The sequence below is a fragment of the Rhodanobacter sp. L36 genome, from assembly GCF_009765755.1.
Taxonomy (GTDB): domain Bacteria; phylum Pseudomonadota; class Gammaproteobacteria; order Xanthomonadales; family Rhodanobacteraceae; genus Rhodanobacter.
Genome location: NZ_LMUV01000002.1, coordinates 358,383 through 372,854, shown reverse-complemented (window position 1 = coordinate 372,854; position 14,472 = coordinate 358,383). Strand labels below are relative to the sequence as shown.

Here is a 14,472-nt window from a genome sequence, read left to right as displayed (position 1 = left end):
CTACGAATGTCGAAAAGCTTTTGCATGACATCGCTGCGGCTCTACTTGCGACAGGATGTCGGTAGATACTTCGCGCCAACCGTGCTGTATGTACTGCAATCCCAAACGATCCGGCCGTTCGTGACCACAGGTAGCAGCACAAGTGATTGCTGCCGTATCGTTTGATCCGCGTTTTCGGTATCAAACGTGATAGTCACAACTCCTCCTGCGACATTCACTCCGGACACATATCTGCCTGATATCGAGGTGGACTGGGCGAGGCCCGCTGCGACGTTATCGGCAGGAAAGACATGATGAGTGCCATAGTAATCGTTCATGGCCTTCTGGGTAGCCGCAGCTTGCATTATCCTGCCGCTACTTCCGAGCGGATCACAGCAGCTCTCGAGCGCAGATTGATGTCCTGGAGTGATGGTATGGCTATGGCCAACAGCACACCAAGGACGAAGGGGAGCGCGAGGAAAATTGCCCAGAAGATTCCCTTCGATGCAGGCGGCGATGTCTGCCCTGTACGTTGCACGCGAGCGAGCCAGCTCAACTGTGCCTGCATGTAATACATGTTGAAGAAAAACAGAGTGACGCCACCGATTTTCAGTGGCAGCGTGCGACTCGCGAGCCTGTTTCGCATTGAGCCGGCCATCGAGAAATAGGCCACCAGGAACAGTACGCAGTAGCCAAGCAGAAGCAGGCTACCCAGACCGGTCAGGCCGTCACCTCCGTGGGCCATGGATGAGAGGCCAGCGATATAAAGCGAATAGCCGATCACCACGCAGCCCATCGCGAAACCAAGCAGCAACGTGGCCTTGCTTCGCGGATCGATCTTGCGCACCCAGCTTGCCTGGATGAACGGCCAGATGAGGCCGAAGATGCCGAGCGTCAGGCCCGTGAACAACCAGACCAGGCCCCAGTGCAACGAAGGCGGCTCGGGAAAGTTCACATGCTCTGCGCGTGTCGCGTGTGGGGAATCGTCGCCTTGTGCTGCAAACGATTCGGGCGCGTAGCCTGCCTGCGTGTCGGCAAATGGTGAAACGACAGCGCTCGCCATCGGCGGCGGCAGCGAGCCTTCGACGGCCGTCGGCGGAAACAAGCTGGCGAGAGAAACCCAGTCGGCCATGCCGTTACGCCACGCGAGCGCGTCCGACTGAAGTTTCCCTTCCTTCAACCACTGGCGAACGTTCTCCCCGGAATACGGACCGTACCTTTCGCCATTCTGGCCAATCCAAATCCGGTCATCGCTGGTCATGCCGATCTCCCGTGGCTCTTCGTCTGTCGCCTGCGTTTCGGCAGGTATCCGCGAGGTCTCCATGACACGTCGATGGCAAACAATGGGTCTGGAATGTGCCTCACGCACGCGGGCACCGCGTTTTGCGAGCTGCAAAATCGCCGAAACAAAAGCCATGCCCTGCCTTGACCTGATTCCCCGGAAATCAGGGTAATGAGATGGTCGTGACGGGACAAGCGGATGCCGTGGAACGTGCTCGTTGCGGCGGCGACTGCTATCTTGATGCGCCCCGATGTCTTGGATCTGCAACGTGATCTCCCGAGAAGAATTCGACGCGCTGGTTGCCAAGGGCCACACGCGCATACCGCTGGTGCGCGAGGTGTTCTCCGACCTCGACACGCCGTTGTCGGTGTATCTGAAACTGGCCGATGGCCCATATACCTTCCTGCTCGAATCCGTCGAAGGCGGCGCGACATGGGGTCGCTATTCGATGATCGGGTTGCCGGCGAAGCGCGTGTATCGATTGCGAGGCCATGCACTCGAAGTGGAGGACGCAGGTGAGGTCACCGAGCGTCGCCACCTCGACGATCCACTCGCCGAAATCGAAAAGCTTCGCAAGCAATATGACGTGCCGCATCTGGAAGGCCTGCCCGCTTTCACTGGCGGACTGGTCGGCTATTTCGGTTTCGAGACCATCGGCTACATCGAGCCGCGACTCGCGCAATGGAATCGCGCCGACGAGCTGGGCACGCCCGACGTGCTGCTGATGCTCGCCGAAGAAGTGGCCGTGTTCGACAATCTCAAAGGCCGGCTCTACCTCATCGTGCACGCCGATCCGTCGCAGCCGCAGGCGTACGCCGCGGCGGAGCGTCGGCTCGATGCGCTGGTCTATCGACTGCGTCAGGGCGGCGCGTCGTATCCGCAGCTCACGCAATCGATCTCGCTTGATGAAGGCGATTTCAAATCCTCGTTCAGCCGTGCCGAGTTCGAGGCGATGGTCGAGCGCGCGAAGGAATACATTCGCGCCGGCGACATCTTCCAGGTGGTACCTTCGCAGCGCCTCAGCGTCAGTTTCAACGCGCGCCCGGTGGACGTCTATCGCGCGTTGCGCGCCTTGAATCCATCGCCGTACATGTACTTCTTCGATCTCGGCGACACGCAGATCGTCGGCTCGTCGCCGGAAATTCTCGCGCGCCTGAAAGACGGCAAGGTCGTCGTGCGTCCGCTCGCCGGCACGCGCAAGCGCGGCGCCACGGAAGAAGAAGACCAGGCGCTCGAAGCCGAACTGCTCGCCGATCCGAAAGAGCGCGCCGAGCACGTCATGCTCATCGACCTCGGCCGCAACGACATCGGTCGCATCAGCGAAACCGGCAGCGTCGAAGTCAGCGAATCGTTCGCGGTCGAACGCTATTCGCACGTCATGCACATCGTGTCGCAAGTCCAGGGCACCGCGAAGGCCGACCTCAACTACATGGACGTGCTCAAGGCCACATTCCCCGCCGGCACGCTCAGTGGCGCACCGAAAATCCGCGCACTGGAAATCATCCAGGAGCTGGAGCCGTACAAGCGCAACATCTACGCCGGCGCCATCGGCTGGATCGGCTGGTGGGGCGACGCGGACACCGCCATCGCCATCCGCACCGCCGTCATCCAGGATGGACGTCTACACGTCCAGGCCGGCGCCGGCATCGTCTACGATTCCGATCCCGCAACCGAATGGGAAGAGACGATGAGCAAGGGCCGCGCATTGTTCCGCGCGGTGGCGCAGGCAGCGAAAGGGTTGTGAGCTAGCGCGACTGGGCGCGTCGCATCAGCGCGACGCAGAGCCCTACGTCAAATGGCATCAGTTTTAATCGCGTCATTCCGGCGAAGGCCAGAATCCATCTTCGTCGTTCCCGAAGGCTAAAGGTCTTCTCACTCCTTGGGTGCGCGAGTCGCTTCTCTCTGTCGTCTCGAAATCTTTGCCGTTTGCCAAGTGCGCGACTTCACCACTGCCTAAACACCACGCACACCGTCGTCGAATCCAGTACGGCGAACTCCTGCGCGCCCCATGGTCTGCGCTTAATGGCCGGCATGTTGGGGTGAAGAACCTCTGGCGCGCGCGCTTTGATCTCCTCATAGATCGCGGTGATGTCATCCGTCTCGATCGCCAGCTCCGGACGATCCAGCGCCGCCAGTTCGGCGTTCTGCATCAGGTAGACCTTCGCGCCGTCTCTTCCGAGAACGGAGATGGATTCATCCTGGTGAAGAATCTCGAAGCCGAGGCATCTCACGAAGAGATCGAGGCCGACATTGATGTCGGCGTAGAAGACTTTGGGGATCAGGCGAAGCAGCATGACTGGGCTCCTTTGTAGTCACTATGATTATGAAAAAAAAGGTAACAGCGATGCCGCATATCGGCCGTCACGATGATCGTCAACAACCCAATTGCGATGCAAATTCGAACACGGCTTGCGCACATGCTTGCGGTACAGCCTGTAGCAACAAATGAGGTCCCGAAATGTTCACCGTGGTGCAGTGTGCAATGGCAGAGCTGATCTTCTTGCCGGCACGCCGCGAAAGCAACCTGTCGCTGGATGCGGACAGGTTAAGAACGGGCAGGGAAATTTCCTTGCAACGAGCAAGCGCATTGGCTCGTAGGGCAGCCATTGCTCGAAATCTCAAGACATCTGGCGATACCATTTTCAGCGCGCTCCGCAATTCAGTCTTGAGTTCGGGTGTAGCCCAGCGACCCAGCAAAAACCATGACAGCAGGTGCAATGGCAAAGTGCGCACTGGTGCGAACCGCGCGAGCGCGGCAAAAGGCGCAGGAAGCAGGATTGGCGAAGTCGCGAACGTAGTTGACAAAACGAGACCCATGAGATTTTTCGGTGGGTTCGCGGCGATGGAAATTGCGACCGGGCCAGAAAAGGATTCGCCCAGCAGTACGAATGGCTTCGAAGAAGGCATGCTGGTTCTGACCAGTCGCTCAAGCGCGAGGTAATCGAGCTGCTGGTCTACCGGGTAGGAAACGACTTCAACGGAATCGAAAACAGAGCTGAGCACGTCCACAAAAGCGGAGTGCATGGTGGCTGTTCCGTCAAGCCCGGGAAGTATGAGAAGTACAGTCATGTTGCTTCGTGAGGATGCCTGATCGAATAAACGGTGACGATAGTTTGTGCGCGCTGTTTGCACGCCAGCATAAACGCATCGTCAATGTTCGAGATCTGCCAAGTCTGCGAAGCAGATAGTGCGCAGACAAACCAAATTTTCGGCGCGGTTATCATGATGGTTTGCTGGACAACGACCGAGGTCGCATGAAGGTTTTCGCCCGTCGCCTACGCGTCATGCTGCTGTCGACCATGCTTTGCTCCGTATCGGCAATCGCGGACGATGCGCCGAACTCATGGCCCGACACGCCACTCGCGCGCACCCAAGTGCTCGCTCTGCTGCAAACCCTCAACGTCGATCTGCTCAGTCATGACAGTGCGACGTTGACGCTGGAGCGGTGGTGCGATGTGCATCGGATGGCTTCACCGGCGCGGGTGGTGGCGAAACGCGTGCATGGTACGGACAAGCCGCTTCCGCCGGAGTTGCGCGTGCAGCTTGCGATCGATGCGAACGAGTCGGTGAAGTATCGGCGCGTGCAGCTGGCGTGTGGCGATCATGTGTTGTCGGAGGCGGACAACTGGTATCTGCCGAATCGTTTGACGGCGGCGATGAACCGGCAGCTCGACAGTTCCGATGTGCCGTTTGGCAAAGTCGTTCTGCCGCTGCATTTTCGGCGCAAGACGCTGAGTGCGGATCTGCTCTGGGCGCCCTTGCCGGAAGGCTGGGAAATGCACGGTGGCGCCGCTTCGGCGGCTACGACATTGACGACGGCAGCACCACTGACGATGCCGCATTTTCTCCTGCAACATCGTGCGCTGCTTTATGCGCCCGACGATCGTCCGTTCAGTGCGCTGATCGAGACGTATACCGATCAGGTGCTGGCGTTCGATCGCACGCGCTCCGTTGGAACGGCGCTGGCATTGGATGGCAACGCGTCGATGTATCTGCCGGACGTGGTATCGACGAAATATTCCGAAGTGCGCGTTGCGGTGAGCCCGGACGGGAACACCGTGCTGTGGGGAAGCGTGGATCGTCCCGGTGGCCCGGGCGGTTGGGATATCTGGATGATCCGACGTCATCACGACACGTGGAGTCAGCCGAAACCGGTGTCGTTCGACACCGCGGCACACGAGTTCGATCCGGCGTTCAGTGCCGACGGAAAGACCGTATGGTTTTTCTCCAGCCGCGCGGGCGGACTGGGTGGCGACGACATCTGGAGCGCGAGCTTTGATGCGCGCAGCGGCCGCTTCGGCACACCGACGAATGCAGGACCTGCGATCAATTCCGCTGGCGATGAGTGGGCGCCGTCCCCTTCGCCGGACGGAACGCAGTTGCTGTTCGCCACGAACGGACGCGGCGGTCGTGGTCGGCACGACCTCTTCATCAGCACGCGCAAAAATGGCCTGTGGCAAATGGCAGCGCCGTTGCCCGGCGACGTGAATACGCGAGACGACGAGTTCGATGCGACGTTCGTTGACGGTGGTCGCGGCCTGGTCTATTCGCATTCCACCGATGCGGACAACGATCCGGTGGAACTGTGGTTCGCCGCGCGTGGTGCGGATGGTGGCTATCACGCGCCACGCAAACTGGATGATCGCGTCAACGTCGCGGATGGTTTTGCGATGGGTCCGGCGATCGATTCATCGCACCCAGGCGTGCTGCTGTTTTCGAGCAAGCGAGCGGGCATGAATCGCGGCCGTTCCGACATCTATGCGATTCCATTCCATCTCGAAGCGCAGTGAATTGCTCACCGATCAACGCGTGTTGTCGCCGCTCTCGATGATCTGTGACAGGTTGTAGAGAATCCGCAGATCCTGCGCATCGAATGTGTCGCCGTCGATACCGCGAAAGTGATTGTGGAACGCCTTCACCGCGGCGGGGCGATCCTCCAGCGGGTAGCCGATCATGGCCATCGCCATCCATGGATCGAAGCCGGTTGGCGGATCGGCAAGCTCGCCTCGCGGCCATAGTCCGAAGCCGGCATCGGCGAGCTGCTTCCACGGAAACAGTTTGCCGGGATCGGGCTTGCGCGAAGGCGCGAGATCCTGATGACCGATGATCTGCGCGTGCGGAATGCGCAGGCGCGTGGTGAGGTCGCCGAGCAGTTGCAGCAGGCTCGTGATCTGCGCTGACGCGAACGGCGACTGTCCGTCGTTGTCCAGCTCGATGCCGATCGATGCGGAGTTGACATCGGTGATGGTGCCCCAGTGGCCGGAGCCTGCATGCCATGCGCGGCGCTCGTCGGACACGAGTTGATAAATGTGGCCATCGCTGCCGATCAGGTACGTGGCGCTCACCGGGCCACCACTGTTTCTGGTGCGCAACGTTTCCAGACTCTCCTGCGCGGAGTGCTGTTCAGTGAAATGCACCACGATCAGCACGGGACGACGCATGTCCTGGTTCGGCGAACGCATCCACGTCGCCATGGGGTTGTGCGGCGGCATGTGCGCGCACGCGGCGAGCATCAACACGCATGTCATCAGCGCGATGCGAACCGTCGACACGGGAATTTTCGAGAGGGAGCGAACCATCATGGATGTCTCTTGCTTGGATCGGCCGCGCGGATCACGGCGCAAGGAATGATTCGGCAATCGCCAGCACCGTGCGATACGGTTCCGGCGCGTTGCGGTTGCTGAGCAGGATGATCGTGAAGTGCTGTTTCGGCCAGCGCACGATGACGTTGCGGAAACCGATGCTCTCGCCCGAATGCCACACCGTGTCGCCGGTGATGCGCCAGCCGAAACCGTAATTCGCCTCGTAAGGCTCGCCGACGACTTTCGCGTGCGCACTGTAGGCGAGCTTGCGTGAGGCGTCGCTGAGCAGGCGGTGGTCGTAGGACGCGGCATCCCATTTCGCGAGGTCGTCGACCGACGAATAGATGCCGCCATCGCCACGCGTCGCGCTGGTGAGATCCTGGTCGGTTCGCTTCCAGGTTCCATGCTCCTCGCTGTAGCCGTAGGCGCGATGGCTGATCTCCGGTCCGCCACGCACATACATCAGCGTGTGATCCATGTGCAGCGGTTTGAAGATGCGCTGCCGCATGAAGGCGGGCAGGCTTTCGCCCGACGCCTTTTCCACCACAAGCCCGAGCAATACGTAACCAGAGTTGCTGTAGCGATACGCGCTGCCTGGCGGGAAATAATTTTTTGATGTGGCCGACAGCATGTGCAGCACATCCTGGTCGTTGAGCTGCTCGGTGGTGGTCGGCGGCATCAGGTCTTCGTAGTCGATCAGGCCGCCGGTGTGGCTCAGCAATTCGCGCAGAGTCACCTTGTCGGTACTGGCGGGCAACGACGGCAGCCAGTGGCGGATCGAATCGTCCAGCGTCAGCTTGCCGTCTTCCGACAGCAGCAGGATCGATGCGGCGGTGAACTGCTTGCTCACCGAGGCGAGCCGGTAATCCGTCGCGGGCGTGGCGGCGATGTGCTGCTCGAGATCGGCCATGCCGTAGCCGCGACGAATCAGTGGCTTGCCATCCTTGATCACCAGCAACGACGCGCCAGGCACATCGCCGTCGTACTTCCGCATCAGTGCATCGGCACTCGGCGCGACAGACTTCGGCGGTGCTGACGTGTGCGCGGAAAGCATCAACATCGCGGTCAGTGCGAACACGGATGGGAACATGGGACAACCTCAGGAATGATGTGCGTTCATTGCACGATGACGTCGTAGATGGTGTGCGGTGTCGGTTCCGGTTCCAGCGTGTAGTGCCACCATTCCATCGGGTAATTGTGAAAGCCGCCGCGTGCCATCGCCTTCAGCAGAAGGTCGCGATTCGCCCGTTGCGCAGGCGAGATGTCCGGCGCGTCGGTGTGTGCGCGCACGTCGAAGAAATCGAAATCGGTCGCCATGTCGAGTGCTGCGCAGTGGCGGCCATTCGCATCGCATCGTTCCAATGTGAGGTCGACGGTTCCGCCGCGGCTGTGGCCGGAAATTGGCGCGATGTAATCGCCGAGCAATACGCTTTTGTCGAGCCGCGGATAGTGCTGCGCCTTGGTGCGTATATCGGTGAGGTCGTGCGCCCAGTGCACGAAATCCGCCACCGCGCGTGCCGGGCGATAGCAGTCCCAGATCATCAGGCGAAGATTCTGTTTGTGCATTTCACGTTCGACACGCGCCAGCGCTTCGGCCGCTGGACGCTGCAGAAAACATTTCGCCACGCGGTAACCATCGACCGGTCGACCGACGAAATTGTCGTTGCCCGCGTAGTGAATGTCTTCGGCAATGTGCGGCACCAGCGTGCGGATATCGACCAACCCCGCGGCTTTCATGGTGCGCGCGGTCGATAGTTGCGGTGCCTGATCTGCGCTTGCCACAAACGGCATCGCAACGAAAAAAAGCAGCAGCGTGATGGCAAGGCTTCGCATGGTTCAGTGGCATCCTCGTACGCGGCTGAAGTGCAGGTCTTCGTAGTCGGAACTGAAATCGCCCTGCGCATCGACCTTCGCCATGTCCAGCGTGATCGCCGCCGCGCCTTGCACAGGATGAAAATTCAGCCACGCGTCCGGCGCAACGCTGCGGTTATCCCAGTGCACCAGGTAGCGCGAGCCCAGCTGCATGACGGCGCCGGCAAGCTGCGGCGACTTCGCTGCGGTGAAATGCACGGCGCCGTCGCGTTCGCACACGGTCACGTCACCGAACCACGGGTCGCGATATGTGCCTGTCCACGCTTTCATCCGCGCGATGGTCGCCGGGCGTTGCGCTGACATATCCGGCGCTGAGGATTTGCCCGAGCTTTTACCGGCGGCCTGTTCCAGCGCGTTCGCATACCAGTTCACATTGCGATGTTCGTCTGGCGCGGTGAAGTGCTTGGTCAGCATTTCGATCAGCACGGTGCGTGCGTCCTCCGCCTCGCCGTTGATCATGAACACGAAACCCGATTTGCGATCCGGCAACAGCGTCAAAGCGGAATACATGCCGCTGAGCGTGCCGGTGTGCGACACCGTCCACTCGCCATCGACATCCGCCAGACGCCAGCCATAACCGTAGGCGTAGACGTGCGTTCTGTCCCACGCGCGGCGCTGCGCGGAAACCGGTATCAGCATGTGCGGCGACTGCAATATTTCGCGTTGCGTCGACGACAGCCACGCCTGTTGTGGAAGCGTGGGATCGAGCCAGTTGCGCGCCCACACCAGCATATCGTCGAGATCGCAACGAATGCCGCCGGCCGCATCGGACGTGATCGCCGGCACGACGGCGCCGTCTTCGCGTATCGCGATATTGCGATCGTTCTCCTGTCGATGCGGTTGCGCAACGTTGCCCACGGCATCGCGGTTCCATTCGCCCACCTGGCAACGCGAAAGCTTGAGTGGCTCGAATACTTCGCGATGCATCAGCGTTTCGTAGGGCGCGCCACCGGCCGCAGCAGCCACTTCGCCGGCCACCACGTAAAGCAGGTTGTCGTACTGATACTGCGATCGAAAACTGTAGCCGGGCCTGATGTACGCAAGGCCGTGGATGATGTCCGCGCGCGTGAACGTGTTCGGTTCCGGCCACAGCATCAAATCGCCGCCGCCTTCGGGCAAGCCGCTGGAATGCGTGAGCAGATCCGCTACGCGCATTTGCTGCGTCACCCATGGATCGTGCATGCGGAACTGCGGCAGATACTTCGTTACCGGATCGTCCCAGCGCAGCTTGCGCTGATCAACCAGCCGCCCGAGCAACGCGGTCGTCATCGCCTTGCTGTTGGAGGCGATCTTGAACAGCGTCTGCGCGGTGATCTTCTGTCCCGAACCCGTGATGGTTTCACCCCGCGTGCCGACGTAAACCACGTTGCCGTTCTCGATCACGCCGACGGCAATGCCGGGCAGGTGGTAACGCGCGACGACGGCGTCGACGATGCGGTCGTAGTCGTTTCGTGGTTTGTTGGCAGAGTGCGCGCTGCCGAGGAGCGTGATTGCAAACAGCAGCGTCATGACGCCAGTGACGGTCACGCGCGATCGTCTCCTTTCCCTGCCTTGCAAGGGTGGCGGCAAAAGCTCAGTGCTGCGCATCGCGCTCCACCTCGCGCCACACGCGCAGCAGATTGCCGCCCCACAGCTTGGCGATGTCGGTATCGCTGAAACCGCGCTTGCGCAAAGCGGTCGTGACGTTGCGGGTTTCGCTGGCGTTGGCCCAGCCGGTGATGCCACCACCGCCGTCGAAGTCGGATGCGATACCGACGTGATCGATGCCGGCGACCTTCACCATGTGCTGAATCTGGTTCATGTAATCGTCGAGCGTGGCCAGCGGATATTTTTTCTGAATCTCCGCCATGCCGGCGTCCATCGCTGGCGTGTAATCGTCGCGATCGCTGTCGTATTCCTTGTAGCCGGATTGTTTCGCGATGGCGTTCTGCAAGGTCTTCTCGACCTTCGCGCGCGCGGGATCGTTCTTCAGGAATTCCTTGTACGCCACGGCATCGACCACGCCGCCTTTATCGGCGATCGCGCGCAGCAGGTCGTCGGGCAGGTTGCGTGGATGATCGAGCACGGCGCGCGCGCCGGAGTGCGTGGCATAAACGGGTGCGGTGGAAAGCCCGAGCGCTTCGCGCACGCACGCGTCGGACGAATGCGAGACATCGACAAGCATGCCGAGCTGGTTTGCGCGCTTGACCACCGCGCGGCCGAAGTCGCTCATGCCGGTGTCGCCCTTGCTGTTCATCGCCGGCTCGCCGTGTTCGGTATCGGGCAGCGAGCTGGTGCACAGGTCGTTGTTGCCGACGTGCGCAAGGCCGACCGAGCGCGCGCCGCGATCGTACGCGGCGTCGAGGCGATGGATGTCGTGACCAAGCGAGTAACCGTTCTCGATCTCGATCGTGGCAGACAACAAACCAGCCTTGTGATTGGCCAGCAATTGATCCGGCGTGGTGGCCAGGCGAATGCGATCGGGATACTGCATCAACAGATGGCCGATCGCTTCGTATTTCTCTTCGGCCTGGTCCACCGCTTTCGCATAGCCGGCCGCGTCGAGCTTGTGCTGCGGCACCCACACCACGAAGAACGCAGCGTTCAATCCGCCGTGTTCCATCTTGCCCAGATCGACCAGCAACCGCGTGGGCTTGCCGGCATCGAAACGTGCTTCGCGCATGTACGCGAAAGGGATATCGACATGGGTATCGATGGTGACCGGCGGATCCTGCGCGTAGGCAGGCAGCGTACCGACGAAGGAGAGCGTGGCGAGTGCGGCGATACGTGCGATCGGTGTCATGGAGTTTCCCGGGTCATGTCGTTTGCCAGTGTCGCGCGGGTTGTTCGCCGGCCATCATTTCCTCGATGTTCTGACGGCGACGGATCACCGCATAGCGTCCCTTGTCCAGCATGACTTCGGCTGCCAGCGGGCGCGAGTTGTATGTGGATGCCATGGATGCGCCGTACGCACCGGTGGTCTTGATCATCAGCAAGTCACGGGCCACGCATTCGCGCATCTCGCGCGAGCGGGCAAAAGTATCGCCGGTTTCGCAGACCGGCCCGACGATGTCGTAACGCGTCATGCGGCGCGAGGGATCGTCCACCACCGGCACGATGTCGTGCCACGCATCGTAGAGACTCGGCCGCTGCAGGTCGTTCATCGCCGAATCGAGCACGAGAAACTGTCGCTCATCTCCCTGCTTGATGCGCAGCGCCCGCGTCAGCAACACGCCGGCTTCGGCGACCAGGTAGCGACCCGGTTCCAGCAGCAAGCTGCCGCGATATCCGTTGAGTGCGACGCGGATGGCAGCCACGTAATCGGCGGCGGCGATCGGCGGATCGTCCTCGGCGCGATAGCGCACGCCCAGACCACCGCCGACGTCGATGCTGTTGATCGGATGCCCGTTCGCTTCCAGTTCGCGCCAGAAGTCGGCGACGCGCGCCAGCGCGAGCCGGTACGGTTGCAGCGAGAGAATCTGCGAGCCGATATGCACGTGCAATCCATCCAGCTGCACATGCGAAAGCTGCGCGCGATCGGCGAACCAGCGACGCGCCTCGGCGATGCTCACGCCGAACTTGTTCTCCGATTTCCCGGTGGAGATTTTTGCGTGCGTTTGCGCATCGACATCGGGGTTGATGCGCACGGCCACGCGCGCGATCAACTGCTTCGCCTTGGCCACGCGTTGCAGCGTGAGCAGTTCGTCGTGCGATTCCACGTTGAAGCGCCGTATGCCGACGTCGAGCGCACCAGCCATTTCGTCTTCGCTTTTGCCGACACCCGAAAAAATGATCCGCTTCGAAGGTATGCCCGCGTGCAGGCATCGATGCAGCTCACCGGCGGAGACGATATCCGCGCCTACGCCCGCACTCGCCATCAACTGCAGGATCGCAATGTTGGAATTGGCCTTGGCCGCGTAGCAGATGGTCGCGTCGAGGCCGCTCAGCGCAGTCTGCAATTCATCGATGCGTGAACGGATCGCGCTGGCGGAATAGGCGTGAAGCGGTGTGCCGAGTTTTTCGGCGAGTGCCACGAGATCGACGCCATCGATGCTGGTGCCGGGTAACGATGCGTGGCGAGTGGATGCGACCGTCGAGATCATGGCGTCCGATATACGTGGTTAGATGAATCCAGTCGGCTGGCAGAAGCATGTTGCGCCGTCGCGGAGTGGTTCGCCCTGTCTGGAAATGACCATTCAAAGTCGTAGCTCAACTGATCGAAGTAGATATTTCCGCCGCGCCATTCCGCTTCGCCGCGCTGCGAGTCCACGTCGTCGGAGCGGAAGAACGTTTTCGATGGTTCGAAGTCGCGGCCGAAGTCGTCGTTGAAGGCGATGCGGTCGTTATCGAGTCCGCCGAGGTAGAACCATTCCAGCGAGTTGTCGTCGCCAGCAGCAGGTTGAAGTCGCCCGGTGGTCACGTCCATCGGCACCCAGCCATACGGTGCAAAGTAAAGATACGCCCAGTCGTGGATGTCGCTGTACTTGCCGTCGTCCGCGAACACCATGCCTGACTGCCAGCGCGTGGGGATGCCGTTGAGTCGCAACAAGGTCATCAACAGCAAGGTCTGCTGGCCGCAATCGGCATGGCCTGCGTGCAGCGCGTAATCGCTGATGTCGGAGATGGTGGAATATTCGCGCGCACCGGCCCATGGGATGCGATCGACCGCAGCGAAAAGTTTCTGCGCGATGCGATACGGATTCTTCTCGTCGCCCACGATCTTGTGCGAGAACGCGCGCACGGCATCGGTGAACACGATGTGCGGCGCACGCTCGGCGACGAAAGGTGCAAGTTGCGGCTTGATCGATTCTGCCGTGACCTTGTTCGCGTCGATATCGTGGTACTGCGCCAACAAGGTGACTTCGTAGGTGACTGAAAATCTTGTTTCGCGTCCGTGTTGCGCGGGTTTTTCCAGATACACCGTGCGCTGCATCGCCGATGCGGAAGCAATGTCGTGTTGCGTCGGATCGCTGGCGACATAGACGATGTTTTCCTGCTGGCCGGGGATCGCGCGCGGGTAGGGAATCCACGCGCGCACCATTTGGCCGTCCGGAACGGCATCGGCTTTCACCGAAAGAATCTGGGTCATGCGGATGCGTCGTGGCATCACGCTGGTTCGGTGCTGCGACAAAGACGTGCGGCGGATCGCGCGCTGATAGTCGTTCAGCGTTTCCATCGGGCCGCCGGTGATCGGCGTCTGCACCGCGCGACGGGCCAGCGCTTCGGGGCTGATGCGGAACAGATTGCTGGGCGAACGCTTGAAATACAGCGTGCGACCGTCAATGACCTGGTGTTCGAACAGCCCCGCCGCATCCCAGCGAGCGAACTCGGCATCGGAAAGGTCGGGAATGTCCTTGCGCACGCGTCCCTTGACGTCGTCCGCGCTCAAGGTGAAGTCGATCAGGATGCGGCGCATCCGTTCGCGCTGAAACAACAGGGCGTTTCGCTGCTCGGCGGAAAGGTTCGGTCGCTGGAGTGACGTGTCGATGGCTGCATCGGCAGCCTTGAATTGACCGGCATCGATCTGCGCAACGATGGCGGGCGGAGCTGCCGTTGAATCGGTCGCGAACACCGGCGCGGAAACGAGCCATAGCGACAGCAGCATCGTGCGCAAGCCAACACGTCGACGTCGTATTCCGGTTGCGATCGGATGCAGCGTGTCCACCGTCAAACGTCCCGCGTCGAGCCCCTTGAAACCGTTGTGTAACATGCTTGCAAATCGCGGTCAATAATTTATGCTTCGATGGAATCAAGAAAGAATTACCTATTCTTTCATCT

At 60.8% G+C, this 14,472-nt stretch carries 12 protein-coding genes; 2 read left to right on the top strand and 10 right to left on the bottom strand.

Features of this window, described 5'->3' with window-relative positions:
- Positions 1-343 precede the first annotated feature (343 nt).
- Complete coding sequence (locus GSQ73_RS01595; protein WP_254063235.1) at positions 344-1,396, bottom strand: DUF4339 domain-containing protein; 1,053 nt, start codon at positions 1,394-1,396, stop codon at positions 344-346.
- 133 nt (positions 1,397-1,529) lie between these two features.
- Here GSQ73_RS01595 and trpE point away from each other — a divergent pair, with 133 nt between their 5' ends.
- A complete protein-coding gene (gene trpE / locus GSQ73_RS01590) occupies positions 1,530-3,005 on the top strand; it encodes an anthranilate synthase component I (protein ID WP_158880331.1) in 1,476 nt (491 codons plus the stop codon).
- A gap of 199 nt (positions 3,006-3,204) precedes the next feature.
- Here trpE and GSQ73_RS01585 read toward each other — a convergent pair whose 3' ends face one another.
- Together GSQ73_RS01585 and GSQ73_RS01580 are read right to left on the bottom strand one after the other, a co-directional pair.
- A complete protein-coding gene (locus GSQ73_RS01585; protein ID WP_158880329.1) occupies positions 3,205-3,555 on the bottom strand; it encodes a hypothetical protein in 351 nt (116 codons plus the stop codon).
- A 79-nt stretch (positions 3,556-3,634) separates the two neighbouring features.
- A complete protein-coding gene (locus GSQ73_RS01580; RefSeq protein WP_158880327.1) occupies positions 3,635-4,330 on the bottom strand; it encodes an alpha/beta hydrolase in 696 nt (231 codons plus the stop codon).
- A gap of 185 nt (positions 4,331-4,515) precedes the next feature.
- On the opposite strand from GSQ73_RS01580, the gene GSQ73_RS17970 reads away from it, so the two are divergent.
- Positions 4,516-6,051: a PD40 domain-containing protein gene (locus GSQ73_RS17970; RefSeq protein WP_158880325.1), complete on the top strand. Its 1,536-nt coding sequence runs from the start codon at positions 4,516-4,518 to the stop codon at positions 6,049-6,051.
- 12 nt (positions 6,052-6,063) lie between these two features.
- Here the strand turns inward: GSQ73_RS17970 and GSQ73_RS01570 are convergent, their stop codons facing one another.
- From GSQ73_RS01570 to GSQ73_RS01540, 7 genes are read right to left on the bottom strand one after another with little or no spacing between them, the layout of a single operon-like run.
- Entirely contained in the window at positions 6,064-6,840 is a 777-nt protein-coding gene (locus GSQ73_RS01570) for an N-acetylmuramoyl-L-alanine amidase (RefSeq protein WP_158881657.1), read from the bottom strand.
- Between the two features lie 34 nt (positions 6,841-6,874).
- Positions 6,875-7,933 carry a serine hydrolase domain-containing protein gene (locus GSQ73_RS01565; protein ID WP_158880323.1) on the bottom strand — a complete coding sequence of 353 codons (1,059 nt, stop codon included), beginning with the start codon at positions 7,931-7,933 and terminating at the stop codon, positions 6,875-6,877.
- A gap of 26 nt (positions 7,934-7,959) precedes the next feature.
- Entirely contained in the window at positions 7,960-8,676 is a 717-nt protein-coding gene (locus tag GSQ73_RS01560; RefSeq protein WP_158880321.1) for a M15 family metallopeptidase, read from the bottom strand.
- A gap of 3 nt (positions 8,677-8,679) precedes the next feature.
- Positions 8,680-10,242 (bottom strand): serine hydrolase, encoded by a 1,563-nt coding sequence (locus GSQ73_RS01555; RefSeq protein WP_254063234.1) that lies wholly within the window; start codon positions 10,240-10,242, stop codon positions 8,680-8,682.
- Positions 10,243-10,288: 46 nt separating this feature from the next.
- Positions 10,289-11,497, bottom strand: coding sequence for a dipeptidase (locus tag GSQ73_RS01550; protein WP_158880319.1), 1,209 nt, complete (start codon positions 11,495-11,497; stop codon positions 10,289-10,291).
- Positions 11,498-11,510: 13 nt separating this feature from the next.
- On the bottom strand, positions 11,511-12,797 hold the full coding sequence (gene lysA / locus GSQ73_RS01545; protein WP_158880317.1) for a diaminopimelate decarboxylase: 1,287 nt from the start codon (positions 12,795-12,797) through the stop codon (positions 11,511-11,513).
- The gene (locus GSQ73_RS01540) at positions 12,794-14,404 is read right to left on the bottom strand and encodes a transglutaminase domain-containing protein (protein ID WP_254063233.1); all 1,611 of its coding nucleotides are present in this window, start codon (positions 14,402-14,404) and stop codon (positions 12,794-12,796) included. The genes lysA and GSQ73_RS01540 overlap by 4 nt, the downstream gene beginning before the upstream one ends.
- Between the last annotated feature and the right edge of the window lie 68 nt (positions 14,405-14,472).

Excerpts from the sequence above, each read along its gene's own strand:
- GSQ73_RS01595 (WP_254063235.1), bottom strand. The coding sequence starts at position 1,396 with ATGGCTTTTGTTTCGGCGATTTTGCAGCTCGCAAAACGCGGTGCCCGC.
- GSQ73_RS01585 (WP_158880329.1), bottom strand. The coding sequence starts at position 3,555 with ATGCTGCTTCGCCTGATCCCCAAAGTCTTCTACGCCGACATCAATGTC.
- GSQ73_RS01580 (WP_158880327.1), bottom strand. The coding sequence starts at position 4,330 with ATGACTGTACTTCTCATACTTCCCGGGCTTGACGGAACAGCCACCATG.
- GSQ73_RS17970 (WP_158880325.1), top strand. The coding sequence starts at position 4,516 with ATGAAGGTTTTCGCCCGTCGCCTACGCGTCATGCTGCTGTCGACCATG.
- GSQ73_RS01570 (WP_158881657.1), bottom strand. The coding sequence starts at position 6,840 with ATGGTTCGCTCCCTCTCGAAAATTCCCGTGTCGACGGTTCGCATCGCG.
- GSQ73_RS01565 (WP_158880323.1), bottom strand. The coding sequence starts at position 7,933 with ATGTTCCCATCCGTGTTCGCACTGACCGCGATGTTGATGCTTTCCGCG.
- GSQ73_RS01560 (WP_158880321.1), bottom strand. The coding sequence starts at position 8,676 with ATGCGAAGCCTTGCCATCACGCTGCTGCTTTTTTTCGTTGCGATGCCG.
- GSQ73_RS01550 (WP_158880319.1), bottom strand. The coding sequence starts at position 11,497 with ATGACACCGATCGCACGTATCGCCGCACTCGCCACGCTCTCCTTCGTC.
- lysA (WP_158880317.1), bottom strand. The coding sequence starts at position 12,797 with ATGATCTCGACGGTCGCATCCACTCGCCACGCATCGTTACCCGGCACC.
- GSQ73_RS01540 (WP_254063233.1), bottom strand. The coding sequence starts at position 14,404 with ATGTTACACAACGGTTTCAAGGGGCTCGACGCGGGACGTTTGACGGTG.